Here is a 13,961-nt window from a genome sequence, read left to right on the forward strand (position 1 = left end):
ACATAACTATTCTGACAAGGACGCAAATGACACAGGGAAACGCCGAGACCGCTAACGCGGGCGCCTCCGGGCTTTTGAGGATCGAGCGGGCGGACCGGGTTCTGACCGTGGGCCTGAACCGGCCGGCCAAGCGCAATGCGCTCAATGACGGCATTATCCTCGAAATCGGCGAGTGCTTTGCCTCCCTGCCCGAGGATATCGGCGCGGTCGTCATCCACGGCATCGGCGATCATTTCTCCAGCGGTCTCGACCTCTCCGAGCTTCAGGACCACGACGCGACCGGCGGCCTCCTCCATTCCCAGATGTGGCACCGGGTGTTCGACCGCATCCAGTACAGCCGCGTGCCGGTGATCGCCGCACTCCGGGGCGCGGTGATCGGCGGCGGGCTGGAGCTTGCCTGCGCCGCCCATATTCGCGTCGCCGAGCCCTCGACCTATTTCGCCCTGCCGGAAGGGCAGCGCGGCATCTTCGTCGGCGGCGGCGGCTCGGTGCGGCTGCCGCGGCTGATCGGCGTTGCCAGGATGATGGACATGATGCTGACCGGCCGCGTCTACAGCGCGACCGAAGGCGCCTCCTACGGCTTTACGCAATATGTGACGGAGGCCGGCAACGGGCTCGGCAAGGCGCTGGAGCTTGCGACCAAGGTCGCCTCCAACGCGCCGCTGACGAACTTCGCCGTGCTCCAGGCGCTGCCGATGATCGCGGAGGCCAATCCGCAGGCCGGCCTGTTGATGGAATCGCTGATGGCAACAGTTGCGCAGAGCGACAAAGAGGCAAAACGCAGGATCCGCGAATTCCTCGAACACAAGACCGCAAAGGTGAAGCCGAAGTCATGAGCGGACAGCCGTCCTCTTCCAGCATGGAGCGCGGCGCGAGCACTTCCCCGCTGCGGCCCATTTCGTTCGGCGATCCCGTCGTCAACATCGAGCGGCGCGACGACGGCACGATTTACCTGCGGCCAAAGCAGCCGCTCGGCGACTATCCGGTCCGCCTCACGGACCGCCTGCATCATTGGGCGACGACGACGCCGGACCGCGTCTTCATGGCCGAGCGCGAAGGCGGCCGCGGCTGGCGCAAGATCACTTACGCCGAGCTGCTCGCCGCCAGCCGGCACATTGCCTCCGGCCTGATTGCGCGCGGCCTGTCGGCGGAGCGGCCGGTCGTCATCCTCTCAGGCAATTCGATCGACCACGCGCTGCTCGCGTTCGGCGCGTTCTATGCCGGAATCCCGTTCTGCCCGGTGTCGCCGGCCTATTCGCTGGTGTCGAAGGATTACGGCAAGCTCTCTTACCTGATGAAGCTGCTGACGCCCGGCCTCGTCTTTGCCGAGGATGCGGGCAAGTTCGCGGACGCGCTCGCCGCCAATGTCTCGCTCGGCACCGAGATCGCCGCGTCCTGGGGCAGCGTGCCGGGCCACGACGTCACCCTGCTCGCCGACCTCATGGCGACGCCGCTCCACGGCGATCTCGACGCGATACACGACAAAATCGGCCCCGACACGATCGCAAAGTTCTTGCTGACGTCGGGCTCGACCGGCAATCCCAAGGCCGTCATCAACACCCAGCGCATGATCTGCGCCAACCAGGTGATGCTGCGCGAGACGCTCGCCTTCCTCAAGGACGAGCCCCCGGTCATCATCGACTGGCTGCCCTGGAATCACACCTTTGGCGGCAACCACAATATCGGGCTGACGCTCTACAATGGCGGCTCGATGTATCTCGACGCCGGCAAGCCGGTGCCGGGCGGTATCGAGGAGACCGTGCGCAATCTCCAGGAGATTTCGCCGACGGTCTATTTCAACGTGCCCAAGGGCTATGAATCGCTGCTGCCCTATTTGCGCGACGACCAGGGCCTGCGCGCAAAATTCTTCGACCGGCTGCACGCGATGTTCTTCTCGGGCGCCGCGCTGTCGCCGTTCGTCTGGAACAGCCTCGACGAGCTCGCGGTGAAGGAGAAGGGCTACCGCGTGCCGATGCTGACGGGCCTTGGCGCCACCGAGACCGCGCCGTTCTTCATGTCGGTCAATCCGCGCACCAGCCGGTCCGGCCATGTCGGGCTGCCCGTGTCGGGCAATGACGCCAAGCTGGTGCCGAACAACGGCAAGATGGAAGTGCGTGCCAAGGGGCCGAACGTGATGCCCGGCTATTGGCGCCAGCCCGACATCACCGCAAAATCCTTCGACGAGGAAGGATTCTATAAGATGGGCGACGCGCTCAAGCCCGTCGATCCCGATGATCTCAACGCCGGCTTCGATTTCGACGGCCGTGTCAGCGAAGACTTCAAGCTCGGCAGCGGAACCTGGGTCAGCGTCGGCCCGCTGCGTGCGCGCTTCGTCGCGGCCTGCGCGCCGCTGGTGCGCGACGTCGTCATCGCCGGCATTAACCGCGACGAAATCTCCGCGCTGGTGCTGCTCGATCTCGACGGCTGCCGGCTGATCAACCCGACGCTGCCGGCCGACGATCTCACCGTCACCGCCCGCGACCGGCTGGTGCGCGAGGCCTTCCGCGAGCGCCTGACGCGCTTTCTGTCTTCGGCCACCGGTTCCTCGACGCGGATCACGCGCGCGATCCTGCTGGATACGCCGCTTTCGATCGACAAGGGCGAGGTCACCGACAAGGGCTCGATCAACCAGCGCGCGGTGCTCGAGCATCGCGACGCGCTGATCGAGGAGCTCTACGCTGCCAATCCATCGGACCGTGTGATATCGGTCGGGTAAGAAACCATCGCCAAAGGAGAACGCCATGTTGTTGAAGGATCAGGCAGTCATCGTTACCGGCGGTGCATCGGGACTGGGCGCTGCGACCGCGCGAAAGCTGGCGGCGCAGGGCGCCAAGGTCGCGGTGTTCGACCTCAATGCCAAGCTTGCGGAGACCGTCGCCGCCGAGCTCAAGGGCGTCGCCGTGACCTGCGACGTCTCCGATGCCGCCTCGGCTGAGGCCGCGATCACGCAGGCGACCAAGGCGCATGGACCCGCGCGCGTGCTGGTGAACTGCGCCGGCATCGGCGTCGCCAAGCGCGTGGTCGGCCGCGACGGGCCGATGGCGCTTGCCGATTTCGACAAAGTGATCAAGGTCAACCTCATCGGCACCTTCAACATGCTGCGCCTCGCCGCGACCGAGATGTCCAAGCTCGAGCCGCAGGCGACCGGCGAGCGCGGCGTCATCATCAATACGGCGTCCGTTGCCGCCTATGACGGCCAGATCGGCCAGTCGGCCTATTCGGCCTCCAAGGGCGGCATCGTCGGCATGACGCTGCCGATCGCGCGCGAGCTCGCGCAGTTCGGCGTCCGCGTGCTGACGATCGCACCCGGCCTGTTCCTGACGCCGCTGCTCGCCAACCTGCCGCAGGAAGCCCAGGACTCGCTCGCCGCCGCGATCCCGTTCCCGCGCCGGCTCGGCCACGCCGACGAGTTCGCCGCGCTCGCGCTGCACATGGTCGAGAACTCGTACCTGAACGGCGAAGTGGTGCGCCTCGACGGCTCGCTGCGCATGGCGCCGAAGTAAGGCGCAACGAAAGCAGGGTCATCGCATGTTCGTGAACCGGCGCGACGTCCAGATCCAGTGGGGCGACTGCGACCCCGCCAACATCGTCTATTACCCGCGCTATTTCGCGATGTTCGACGATTCGACGTCGACCCTGTTCGAGGTCGCCGGATTCTCCAAGCAGGATTTGGTCCGCAAATACGGCCTGGTGGGCATCCCCATGGTCGACACGCGGTCCAAGTTCTACATCCCTTCGACCTATGGCGACTGGATCACCATCGAAACGAAGATCGAGAGCATCAAGCGCTCGAGCTTCGAGGTGAAGCACAACGTCTACAAGGGCGAGGCGCTGGCGATCGAGGGTTTTGAGACCCGCGTCCTGGTCCGCCGCGATCCCGTTAACCCCGACAAGCTGAAATCGGCACCGTTTCCGGCCGAAATGGTAGCCAAATTCACGGGGAGCCAGGTCTGGAGCTAAATCGCCGCATCACCAAAAGAGGGGGCTGAATTACCCCCCGATTTCTGCTTTCAAAGAAACACGTCAAGGGAGGAATAGATGAAACGCTTTTACCTGACCGCCGCCATCGCTGCGGCGACGCTTGCCCTGCCGGCTCTGCCTGCGCTGGCCCAGACCAGCGAAATCACCATCGGCATCACCACCACCACGACCGGCCCGGGCGCAGCTCTCGGCATTCCCGAGCGCAACGCCCTGGAATTCGTGCCGAAGGAGATCGGCGGCGTGCCGCTGAAGGTGATCGTGCTCGACGACGGCGGCGATCCCACCACGGCGACCACCAACGCGCGCCGCTTCGTGACCGAATCCAAGGCCGACATCATCATGGGCTCGGCGCTGACGCCGCCGACCATCGCGGTCTCCAATGTCGCCAACGAGGCCGGCATTCCGCATTTCGGCCTGGCGCCGTTCCCGATCACGCCTGAGCGCATGAAGTGGTCGGTGGCGATGCCGCAGCCGATCCCGATCGTGGGCAAGGTGCTGTACGACCACATGAAGTCGAAGGGCGTGAAGACCGTCGGCTATATCGGCTATTCCGACTCCTATGGCGACCTCTGGTTCAACGACCTGAAGGCCCAGGCCGTGCCGATGGGCATCACCATCGCCGATGAGGAGCGCTTCGCCCGCCCTGATACGTCAGTGACCGGACAGGTGCTGAAGCTCGTCGCCGCCAACCCCGACGCGATCCTGGTCGGCGCTTCCGGGACCGCGGCTGCGCTGCCGCAGACCGAGCTGCGCGAGCGCGGCTATCAGGGCCTGATCTACCAGACCCATGGCGCCGCCAGCATGGACTTCATCCGCATCGCCGGCAAAGCGGCGGAAGGCGTGCTGATGGCCTCCGGTCCCGTCATGGACCCCGAGGACCAGCCCGACGAGGCCGCCACCAAGAAGCCGGGCCTCGCGCTCAACACCGCCTATGAGGCCAAGTACGGCCCGAACAGCCGCAGCCAGTTCGCCGGTCATTCCTATGATGCGTTCGAGATCCTCAAGCGCATCATTCCGACGGCGCTGAAAACCGCAAAGCCCGGCACGCCGGAATTCCGCGAAGCGATCCGCCAGGCGCTGCTGTCCGAGAAGGAGCTGGCGGCGAGCCAGGGCGTCTACAACTTCACCGAAAAGGACCGCTACGGCCTCGACGAGCGCTCGCGCATCCTGCTCACGGTGAAGAACGGCAAGTACACGCTCGTGAGGTAAGGCGCGGCGAAAGTTTCTGAAACGACGAGAGCCGGCCTGATGGCCGGCTCTTTTGTTTTGGCCTTGAGATTGGCGAGCGTGGAGTCGAATCCAGTTCAGCCAACAGCGGCGCTCTCTCCGTACCCTCCCCCCTTGCGGGGGAGGTCGGGTCTCATCCCATCACGCCGCCTGCCGCAGCGGGGTCCAGGCGAACTCCGGATAATAATCGTCCATCATGCGGTCGACATAAGCGGTGAGGTTCGCAAATCCCTCGGCGCGCTGACGCAGGCCGGATTCGAAGAAGGGCGTCAGGATTCCGGCGAGCGCGCCGAAGGCGGTGGCATCGACACCGCAGGGCCTGTTGCCCATCAGATAGGCCTTGTCGCCGAGCTGGACCGAGAGCGCGAACAGCGAACGCACCGCGAGATCGACGTCGTCATCGGGCGCGTGACGGCCGAGGCCGGAGAGCAGATAGTTCTCGGCGACACGGAATTGCGCATCCTCGCGCAACTTTTCGCGATTGTGCTCCGGCGCGCCGTCGAAGAAATGCGCGGGCCCCTTGGCGAAGTTGACCGGATCGACCCAGCGCGCCCCGACCAGCGCCCAGTAGACGTGATGCTCGATCATGCGCTCGAATGCCCAGGCCTGCGCACGCTCGGCCAGCGACAGCCCGGCGTCGAAATCGAAGCCATAGCGGCGCTCGATATGGGCGCGAATGAAGGTGGAATCGGCCACCGCCTCGCCGCCATCGTCGATGAACGGCAGCTGCCCCTTGGGCGAGGCCGGCGGCATCGCCCGCTCCTTCCGGTAGGGTAGTCCCGCCATCTTGAGCTGCACCTCGGTCTTGGTGACGAAGGGGCTGATTTCCGGCAGGCCGAAGCCGGCGCCAAAGCCATAAAGCGTGATCATGCGAACTCTCTCCTGGACCTGCGAAATTTGGGCTTGCGAAATTTGGACTTGCGAAACTTTGAGGGAACCTAGTGACCGGCTGCTGCCACCATGGTGGCAGCAGCCGTGATATCTTCTGCGAAACGGGCCCCCCGCCAGGCGCGGGCCATGACATGGCGGGCCAGCGCGTCCGCAGCCTGGGTCAGCAAGCGTGCCATCACGCTTGCGAGAGCAAATCGGAGGTCGACGGCCATGAGATCGAGCGAAACGAGACGGCTGAGCGCCCAGGCGGACCAGACCTGTGCCCGCAACATCGGAATCGCCGGGCCGAAATGGGTTGGAATGATCATGGGCAAATCCTCTTCAGTCGATGTGTTGTCCCGGTATAGACACCCCCTGCTGCCAACATCCTGTCAGCAGCAGCGCGCCATTTTCTGATCCGTCCCCCGATAAGAGAATTGCCATGAGACGCGCTGACCGGCTGTTTCAGATCATCCAGGTGCTGAGGCGCACGCGTAAGCCGCTGACCGCGGACGCGATCGCGTCCGAGCTCGAGACCTCGAAGCGCACCATCTATCGCGACATCGCAACCTTGATCGGTCAGCGCGTGCCGATCCGCGGCGAAGCCGGCATGGGGTACATCCTGGAGAAGGGTTTCGACCTGCCGCCCTTGATGCTGACACCCGACGAGATCGAGGCGGCGGTGCTGGGCGCGCAATGGGTCGCGGGCCATGCCGATTCCGCGCTGGCACGCGCGGCCGAAGATTTGATGGCCAAGATCGCCGACACCGTGCCTGAGCGCTTGCGTCCCTTCGTGCTGGAGCCGGCAAGCCGCGCGCGGCCGAGCTGGAACAGGGAGCCGGATCGCCTCGACATGGCGCGCACGCGCACCCAGATCCACGAAGGCAAGAAGATCATGCTGCGCTATCGCGACGAGCAGGGCCGCCCCAGCGAGCGCATGATCTGGCCGATCTCGGTCGGCTATCTCGAAGCCGTGCGCCTGCTTGCGGCCTGGTGCGAGCTGCGCGGCGACTTCCGCAGCTTCCGCACCGATCGCGTCGTGGATGCGAACTATCTCGACGATAAATATCCGGAGCGGCGCGACGTGCTGCGCGCAAGATGGCGGCAGAGCCTGGTCTGGGGCCCGCCAAAGGACACGTGAGCGCGATGGAAGAGATCTCCCCCGTCGACCTGTCGAGCTGGTGCCAGAGCTGCGGCGCCTGCTGTGGCTATTCGGAGAACTGGCCGCGCTTCTCGATCGAGAGCGACGAGGAGCTTGCCGCAATTCCCGAGACGCTCGTCAACGCGCGCCAATCCGGCATGCGCTGCGAGGGCGATCGCTGTTCGGCGTTGCGGGGGGAGATCGGAAAGCAGACGGCCTGCGGCATCTACGCGGTCCGGCCGGAGGTGTGCCGCACCTGCATGCCGGGAGACGCCGAATGCGCGATGGCGCGGCGGAAATTCGGACTGCCGGTAATCGAGGTCGCTTAGGCTGGAACGGCTACAGCTGGAACGGCTTCGCTGACCTCGTCGTCGAACCCGTCCTCAAGCGGTGCAAGCACCGAGAGCGGCTTGGTCGACAGCGTGATCGGCTTGCGGCCCCCCGACAGTGACGGCGACGATTTGACCGTGCTTTCGCGCGACAGCGCGTAGAGCGTCGAGCCGACGCGGCCGCCGTTGTCGATCAGGTCACGCTCGTTGCAGCTGGCTGCGATCGCGACCGCCAGCGAGTGCAGATGGCTGCGGCGATAGCAGAACAGCGCCAGCCTGGCGCGCGCGTCAGGGGAAACACTCTCAACCAGCCTCGGCAGGCCACTCTCGCTGGCGCGATACATCTCGCCAAGGAGCTCGTCGCGGACCGGGCAGAAATCGCTTTCATAGGCGTCGCGGCTTGAAAACATTGCGGTTCTCCTCGTTGCCGAAGATGCAGCGCAATTCTCTAATGAAAGGTTAACCACGCCGCCCGGTAGTCACCCGGGGTCCTTGCGCCCTGGTCGCGAATCGGAGGCGACCTGGTGGGTTGAAAACGGGGTTGGCGACCGCATGCGGCTATCCTTCGAGACGCCCGCCATTGGCGGGCTCCTCAGGATGAGGTCTGTTTCTGCTGAAAGATCCTAACCCCTCATGGTGAGGAGGCGCGGAGCGCCGTCTCGAACCATGCAGGCCCGGCAGCCGCTCCGGAGAGCCGCCGGCCTCAGTTCGCCGCCATGAAGATCGAAAGGCCGAAGCCGGTCAAATGATGCAGGGCCTGGTCGACGCCGATCAGGGTCCAGAACCAGGGATGCTGCAGGTCGACACCGAAATTGGCGGAGACGAACCCCTTGGCGCGGTCGATGGTGATGTGGATCGCGAAGTCGATGAACGCGACGAACCAGAATCGCGGCGCCACCAACAGGATCAGCGGCAGCGCAACCGCGAAGTGAATCAGGCAATGCACCAGAAGCGGCAAAGCCCAGCCGTGCTTCTGGTCCTTGCCGTGCGCCATCCAGGCGGTCTGGAGCACGAAATCGGCGATGATGTGCTTGAAGGTGAGCAGCAACATCCAGCCAATGAGCGCTTCGACCGGAACCGCCGATGACATGGGTGGAAACGACAAGCTGACGCCCTCATTGACGTGACAAGAAAGATCGGAGCGTTAGCGCAACTTCTTTTTGGACCGGTCAAATCGCCGGGACGTGTGATTTATGACATCTCCCGCGACGGAATGCAGCCGGGGGGAACTGGAAAATCGCCAACTGTGGCTAACTGGTGATAGGATGACCAATCGCCGCGGCCAGATCGAGTAAGGTTACCTCCGGCTCGAATTTTGCATTCCGGCATCGGCGCGCTATCATTGTCGGCAGAGAATATCATTCTTTTTTCAGACGTTTAGGAATTGCAGGGCGCCCGCCGCGATCGCATCCGCGAGCCGCCCGCCACTCAGGAATAGGGCCGGAGTGCTGCCATGAGTACTGAAGGCCCGACCTCGTCACCGACCGAACCGCCGCCGCGGCGCCCCAAGGTGATCAAAACCAATCAGCAGCAGGTCTTTCTCTACGTCGTGCTGACCCTGCTGCTGTCGCTCGCCACCGTCTGGGGCGGCCGCGCCATGCTGCACAATTCGGAGACGCTGACCTTTGCCGTCGGCACCCCCAACAGCGACGAGGCGCTGTTCGCCGCCAAGCTCGCCACGCTGCTGAAGAACAACGCCTCGCGCTTCCGGATCAAGATCGTCAACAACGCAGACAATGCCAAGGCGCTCGCACAGTTCGACCGCAAGCAGGCCGACCTCGCCGTCCTTCGCACCGACGCCAAGGTGCCGCTGCGGGCGCGCACGCTCGCGATCCTCGAGCACGATCTGGTGCTGCTGCTCGGTCCCGGCAACAAGAAGATCAAGTCGCTCGCCGAGTTGAAGAAGAAGAAAGTTGCCGTCCTCGCCGAGAACGAATCCTCGCTCGTCTTCGTCCGTAGCATCCTCGACATCCCCGACGGTCCGGATGCCGCCAGGATCCAGATGGCGCCGCAGGGTGCAACGCTCGACAAGCTGTTTGCGCCGGCGAGCGGCTTTGGCGCGGTGATCGCCATCGTCCATGCCTCCAGGGCGGTGCGGGACAAGGCCTATGAGCAGGTCGCCAAGCGCGGCGGCTTCACGCTGAACGCGATCGACGAGGCCAAGGCGCTCGCGCGCAAGATTCCCGGCATTTCCAGCGAAACGCTGACTGCGGGCACGCTGTCTGCGTCGCCGGAAATTCCCGACGACGACCTCGACACGATCGGGCTCGAATGGCTGCTGGTCGCGCAATCCAGGATGTCGGCGAGCACGGCGGGCGAGCTCGCGCGCGTCGTCTATGAGAACAAATCCGCGCTCGGGCTCGACAACGGCTTCGCCAGCCGAATCGAGCCGGCCTCCGTCGAGAAGGATGCCTACGTGATGGCGCATCAGGGGGCGGCCGACTACATCAACGACGACACCAAGTCGTTCATGGATAAGTACAGCGACCTGATGTATCTGGGCGCCGCCGCGCTCAGCGTGATCGGTTCGATCTTCGCCGCGATCTACGCCAAGATCACCCGGATCGCGCCGGAGAAGGCTGGCGAGCTTTCCACCGCCGTCCTCGACATCGGCGAACGCATCGAGCACGCCCATTCGCTGGACCAGCTCGAATGTCTCCAGGACGAGCTGGAGGGCATTTTACGCGGCGCGGTCATAGGTCTCAGGGACGGCACGATCAGTACCGACGGGCTCGACACCTTCAAGCTCGGCTACGAGTTCGTCCGCGACGAGATCGGCATGCGCCGCGACTATCTCAAACGCCACTGCGGCGAGGCCGACAAGGTCGCCCAGGATACCGCCCCTCCCCAGCAGGACGAGAGCAAGATCGTCGTGGTGAAGACAGCTCAGAGTGCCTGACCTATCGATTTGACGGCTTTCGCAGCGGCGTCTTGCCGACATTTCCCGCGAATCTCCCGGCCGAATTCGGGAACCGCCCCCATCCACAACCGTTTGCTCCCGGATACAACCGGAGCACGCGCGATGCGTACACTCCTCGTCATCATCCTTCTAGGCATGCTGGTAGCGGCTGGATATTTCGCCTATTCCGCAATGGCGATCGAGGGCGAGCCGATCCCGACGGAAGGCTATGTGGCGTTGGCGCTGGGAGCGGGTTTCGCCATCGTCGTCGGCATCGGCCTGATGATGTTGCTTTTTTTCAGCAGCCGTCGCGGCTACGACGAGCCACCGCATTTCAGGTAGCGCCCCGGATCCACCACGGCACCGGGCTTGCCGCGTGCCTGTCCGACGATGCTGCGGGCAGCCCCCTGCCCGTCGTTGACGGCTCCTGCCCGGGCGGGCACTTTGGCGGCGGCGTCCCAGCCGGGACCGCAACAGACACGACCGAGCCCGCCTTCCCGCATGTCCAAGCCGCTGATCCCCGCACTGGCCCAGTTCGTGGCCGCCACGGCCGGGCGCAACATGACCAAGGCGGCCTATGTGGCGGTCGGCCTCGGCGTGCTCAGCATGGTGCTGCTGACGGTCAACCCGGCCTATGAAACGGCGCACCGCTGGGTCGACGCCCTGCTATGGGCCTGCCTCGTCTATTTCGTGTTCGAATGGGTGGTCCGGCTGCGCCACATGGCACAAACGGGGCGCCTGTCGCTCTACATGACCTCCTCTGCCGGACTGGTCGATGCTCTGGGCGCGCTGGCCGTGCCGGTCGCGCTCCTGATCGGCATCGAGCCGAAGACGGCTTGGCTGCTCAGCGTGCTCTGGGTGTTGAAGGTGGTGCCGGGCATTCCGGGCCTGCGGCAGCTGCGCCGGGTGCTGGTGCTGGAATCGGGGCCGCTGGTCAGCGTGCTCGTGATCTTCCTGATGGTGGTGTTCCTCGCTTCCGTCGCCGAATATTTCCTGGAGCGGGACGTGCAGCCGCAGACTTTCGGCAGCGTCCCCGCAGCGCTGTGGTGGGCTGTCGTCACGCTGACAACGACGGGCTATGGCGACGTCGTGCCGGTGACGCCGCTCGGGCGCATCGTGGCGGCGATGGTGATGATCTCGGGCCTCGGCGTGTTCGGGCTGTGGACTGGTATCCTGGCGACCGGCTTTGCCGCCGAGACCCGCCGCGACAATTTCCTCAAGACCTGGGAATCCGTCAGCAAGGTGCCGTTCTTCGCAGCGCTCGGCCCTGCCGCCATCGCCGACGTCACCCACATGCTGCGCACCATGGAGCTGCCGGCGCGCACCATGATCATCCGCAAGGGCACGCAGGGCGACTGCATGTATTTCATCGCCGCCGGCGAGGTCGAGGTCGACCTGCCCGGCAAGAAGGTCCAGCTCGGCGAGGGCGCGTTCTTCGGCGAGATGGCGCTGCTCGGCAACAACAAGCGCGGCGCCAATGTCTCGACCACGAAGGTGTCGCGGCTGCTGGTGCTCGACCTCGTCGATTTCCGCGTGCTGATGGCGCGGCATCCCGATCTCGCCGAGACCATCGATGCGGAAGCCAAGCGCCGCACGCTCGAAAACAAATAAATGGAGACAAGAATGTCGGACACAGCCGACGCAGCCTCAGGCCCCGTGCTCGAACGCGACGGCGCACGCGCCACCATCCGCCTCAACCGGCCCAAACATCTCAACCGGCTCCAGGCCGAGGATCTCGGCGAGCTGGTCAGACTTTTCGACCGGATCGAGGCCGATCCCGATATCCGCGTGCTGGTGCTGACCGGCACGGGGCGGGCCTTCTCGGCGGGCTATGACCTCAACTCGGTTGCCGAGCGCGCGGTCAGCGCCAACGAGCAGCAGAGCGCGGGCTCGGCGTTCGAGGTCGTCGTCAACCGGCTGGAGGATCTCGGCGTGCCGACGATCTGCCGGCTCAACGGCGGCGTCTATGGCGGCTCGACCGACCTCGCGCTAGCCTGCGATTTCCGCATCGGCGTCGACACCGCCGAGATGTTCATGCCGGCGGCGCGGCTCGGGCTGCACTACTACAGAAGCGGCATCAAGCGTTACGTGACGCGGCTCGGCGTCGACAATGCGAAGAAGCTGTTCCTCACCGCGCAGAAAATCAGCGCGCCGGAGATGCTGCGGATCGGATACCTCACGGCCATGGTGCCGGAGGAAACGCTCGATGAAGAGGTTGACAAGCTCGCGAGCGTTCTCGCCGGCAACGCCCCGCAGGCGATGCGCGGCATGAAGCGCGCCATCAATGAATTCGCCCGCGGAGAGCTGGATGAAGCCGCTGCCGACCAGCGCCACCGCGACAGCATGCGCGGCGACGAGATCAAGGAAGGCATCAAGGCGTTCGCGGAAAAACGGCCGCCAAAATTCTGATCACGCCCGCTGCGACCGCATCGCGCGCACCTGCGTGAGCTTGGGATCGCGGACGAGCACTTGGTAGCGTTTGCTGTCGACGGCGTAAATCGCGATCCGGCCCTCACTGTCGGCATGAACGCCCCAGCCGAAGCGCTTGCCCAGGCTCGACGCCCTCATGCACGCCTGGCCCCGGGAGAAGAACGCTTCACGGGCTGTACGCTTCTCCGTCTTCGTGGCCTTCACATCGAGCTCGCGTCCCGGCGCAGACGTCGCGAAGATCACGTCGTCGGACGTGTGCTTGTAGGGTGCCTTGGCGATCATCTCGTATTGCAGGCATGCCACCGTCGGCTTTCCCGCGCGCAGCGGCGGCTCCTCGCCAGTATGCGCGGGACAGTCTTCAGCCACCCGGATGAAGGTGTTGAAGCAGTTGGTCGTGTGCATCGACTTTGTCATCTGCAACCCTGGATCATTCAACCACCCGCAGCCGCGGCATGCTGCGCCGCCATCTCGTCGTCGGCGGCATTGATCCGCTGGAACGCAGGCCGCGACGTCATCCGTTCGGCATAACGAACGAATACATCTTTTTTCGGCACGATGCCGAACATCATCGTCCAGCTGAACGCGACGCCCCACAACACATCCGCCGCCGTCATGCGCTCGCCGAGCAGATACGGCCCCTTCGACAATTGCGTCTCGAGGGCGCCCAGCATGGTGTCGTAATCGGCATAGGGCGACTGCATGATCGGCGCCGGCTCGCGCTGCATGAACTTGTCGATCAGGGCCGGCTCGAAGGATGCGCCGTAATAGGCGATCCAGCGCAGGTAAGGACCGCGCAGCGGATCGTTCAGTGCGGGCGTCAGCCCCGCCTGCGGAAACAGATCGGCGAGATAGATGGTGATCGCGACCTGCTCGGTCACCAGCGCCTCGCCGTGGCGGACCGCCGGCACCTTGCCCAGCGGATTGAGGACGAGATAGGCGGGCTTGCGCTGCTCGCCGGCCTTCATGTTGAGGACGTGGAGATCGTAGGGCGCGCCCAGCTCCTCCAGCAGCACCCGCGTGCCCGTGGCGCGGCTTTGCGGCGAATAATACAGGGTGATGCGGTTTTGATCGGTCATAACAGGTC

At 64.7% G+C, this 13,961-nt stretch carries 17 protein-coding genes; 11 read left to right on the top strand and 6 right to left on the bottom strand.

The features are described 5' to 3' along the window. The first annotated feature begins 26 nt into the window (after nt 1-26). The 5 genes from ABIB95_RS29950 to ABIB95_RS29970 all read left to right on the top strand — a co-directional run bounded on the left by ABIB95_RS29950 (nt 27) and on the right by ABIB95_RS29970 (nt 5,190). On the top strand, nt 27-836 hold the full coding sequence (locus ABIB95_RS29950; protein WP_071916743.1) for a crotonase/enoyl-CoA hydratase family protein: 810 nt from the start codon (nt 27-29) through the stop codon (nt 834-836). Next, nucleotides 833-2,716, top strand: a complete 1,884-nt coding sequence (locus ABIB95_RS29955; RefSeq protein ID WP_354244635.1) for a feruloyl-CoA synthase — start codon at nt 833-835, stop codon at nt 2,714-2,716. Before ABIB95_RS29950 ends, ABIB95_RS29955 begins: the two co-directional genes overlap by 4 nt. Before the next feature lie 25 nt (nt 2,717-2,741). After that, entirely contained in the window at nt 2,742-3,503 is a 762-nt protein-coding gene (locus tag ABIB95_RS29960; RefSeq protein WP_038933541.1) for a 3-hydroxyacyl-CoA dehydrogenase, read from the top strand. 25 nt (nt 3,504-3,528) lie between these two features. Then, a complete protein-coding gene (locus tag ABIB95_RS29965; RefSeq protein ID WP_354244637.1) occupies nt 3,529-3,960 on the top strand; it encodes an acyl-CoA thioesterase in 432 nt (143 codons plus the stop codon). A 78-nt stretch (nt 3,961-4,038) separates the two neighbouring features. Further along, complete coding sequence (locus ABIB95_RS29970) at nt 4,039-5,190, top strand: ABC transporter substrate-binding protein (protein WP_028151958.1); 1,152 nt, start codon at nt 4,039-4,041, stop codon at nt 5,188-5,190. A 159-nt stretch (nt 5,191-5,349) separates the two neighbouring features. Here ABIB95_RS29970 and ABIB95_RS29975 read toward each other — a convergent pair whose 3' ends face one another. Both ABIB95_RS29975 and ABIB95_RS29980 read right to left on the bottom strand, forming a co-directional pair. Next, nucleotides 5,350-6,078 (bottom strand): glutathione S-transferase family protein, encoded by a 729-nt coding sequence (locus ABIB95_RS29975; RefSeq protein ID WP_354244640.1) that lies wholly within the window; start codon nt 6,076-6,078, stop codon nt 5,350-5,352. A gap of 68 nt (nt 6,079-6,146) precedes the next feature. Next, on the bottom strand, nt 6,147-6,407 hold the full coding sequence (locus ABIB95_RS29980) for a hypothetical protein (protein ID WP_354244642.1): 261 nt from the start codon (nt 6,405-6,407) through the stop codon (nt 6,147-6,149). A gap of 113 nt (nt 6,408-6,520) precedes the next feature. Here ABIB95_RS29980 and ABIB95_RS29985 point away from each other — a divergent pair, with 113 nt between their 5' ends. Beyond that, nucleotides 6,521-7,219 (top strand): helix-turn-helix transcriptional regulator, encoded by a 699-nt coding sequence (locus tag ABIB95_RS29985; protein WP_354244644.1) that lies wholly within the window; start codon nt 6,521-6,523, stop codon nt 7,217-7,219. 5 nt (nt 7,220-7,224) lie between these two features. Then, on the top strand, nt 7,225-7,548 hold the full coding sequence (locus ABIB95_RS29990; RefSeq protein WP_354244646.1) for a YkgJ family cysteine cluster protein: 324 nt from the start codon (nt 7,225-7,227) through the stop codon (nt 7,546-7,548). Here the strand turns inward: ABIB95_RS29990 and ABIB95_RS29995 are convergent. Together ABIB95_RS29995 and ABIB95_RS30000 are read right to left on the bottom strand one after the other, a co-directional pair. Then, nucleotides 7,545-7,958, bottom strand: a complete 414-nt coding sequence (locus tag ABIB95_RS29995; protein ID WP_028148857.1) for a hypothetical protein — start codon at nt 7,956-7,958, stop codon at nt 7,545-7,547. The two genes, ABIB95_RS29990 and ABIB95_RS29995, sit on opposite strands and share 4 nt — an antisense overlap. Nucleotides 7,959-8,251: 293 nt before the next feature. Continuing rightward, complete coding sequence (locus tag ABIB95_RS30000) at nt 8,252-8,599, bottom strand: DUF3307 domain-containing protein (RefSeq protein ID WP_354244891.1); 348 nt, start codon at nt 8,597-8,599, stop codon at nt 8,252-8,254. 402 nt (nt 8,600-9,001) lie between these two features. Between ABIB95_RS30000 and ABIB95_RS30005 the strand changes: the two genes are divergently transcribed. The 4 genes from ABIB95_RS30005 to ABIB95_RS30020 all read left to right on the top strand — a co-directional run bounded on the left by ABIB95_RS30005 (nt 9,002) and on the right by ABIB95_RS30020 (nt 12,856). Further along, complete coding sequence (locus ABIB95_RS30005; RefSeq protein WP_354244648.1) at nt 9,002-10,447, top strand: TAXI family TRAP transporter solute-binding subunit; 1,446 nt, start codon at nt 9,002-9,004, stop codon at nt 10,445-10,447. 123 nt (nt 10,448-10,570) lie between these two features. After that, nucleotides 10,571-10,789, top strand: a complete 219-nt coding sequence (locus ABIB95_RS30010) for a hypothetical protein (protein WP_135214674.1) — start codon at nt 10,571-10,573, stop codon at nt 10,787-10,789. 159 nt (nt 10,790-10,948) lie between these two features. Beyond that, nucleotides 10,949-12,058, top strand: a complete 1,110-nt coding sequence (locus ABIB95_RS30015; RefSeq protein WP_071916753.1) for a cyclic nucleotide-gated ion channel — start codon at nt 10,949-10,951, stop codon at nt 12,056-12,058. Nucleotides 12,059-12,070: 12 nt separating this feature from the next. Then, nucleotides 12,071-12,856 (top strand): enoyl-CoA hydratase/isomerase family protein, encoded by a 786-nt coding sequence (locus ABIB95_RS30020; RefSeq protein ID WP_354244651.1) that lies wholly within the window; start codon nt 12,071-12,073, stop codon nt 12,854-12,856. Here the strand turns inward: ABIB95_RS30020 and ABIB95_RS30025 are convergent, their stop codons facing one another. Both ABIB95_RS30025 and ABIB95_RS30030 read right to left on the bottom strand, forming a co-directional pair. Then, nucleotides 12,857-13,279, bottom strand: coding sequence for a DUF6157 family protein (locus tag ABIB95_RS30025; protein ID WP_354244653.1), 423 nt, complete (start codon nt 13,277-13,279; stop codon nt 12,857-12,859). It lies immediately after the preceding gene. Between the two features lie 29 nt (nt 13,280-13,308). Next, the gene (locus ABIB95_RS30030; RefSeq protein WP_354244655.1) at nt 13,309-13,953 is read right to left on the bottom strand and encodes a glutathione S-transferase family protein; all 645 of its coding nucleotides are present in this window, start codon (nt 13,951-13,953) and stop codon (nt 13,309-13,311) included. Nucleotides 13,954-13,961 lie beyond the last annotated feature (8 nt).

Source organism: Bradyrhizobium sp. LA2.1, from assembly GCF_040547725.1.
In the GTDB taxonomy this organism is placed as follows: domain Bacteria; phylum Pseudomonadota; class Alphaproteobacteria; order Rhizobiales; family Xanthobacteraceae; genus Bradyrhizobium; species Bradyrhizobium barranii.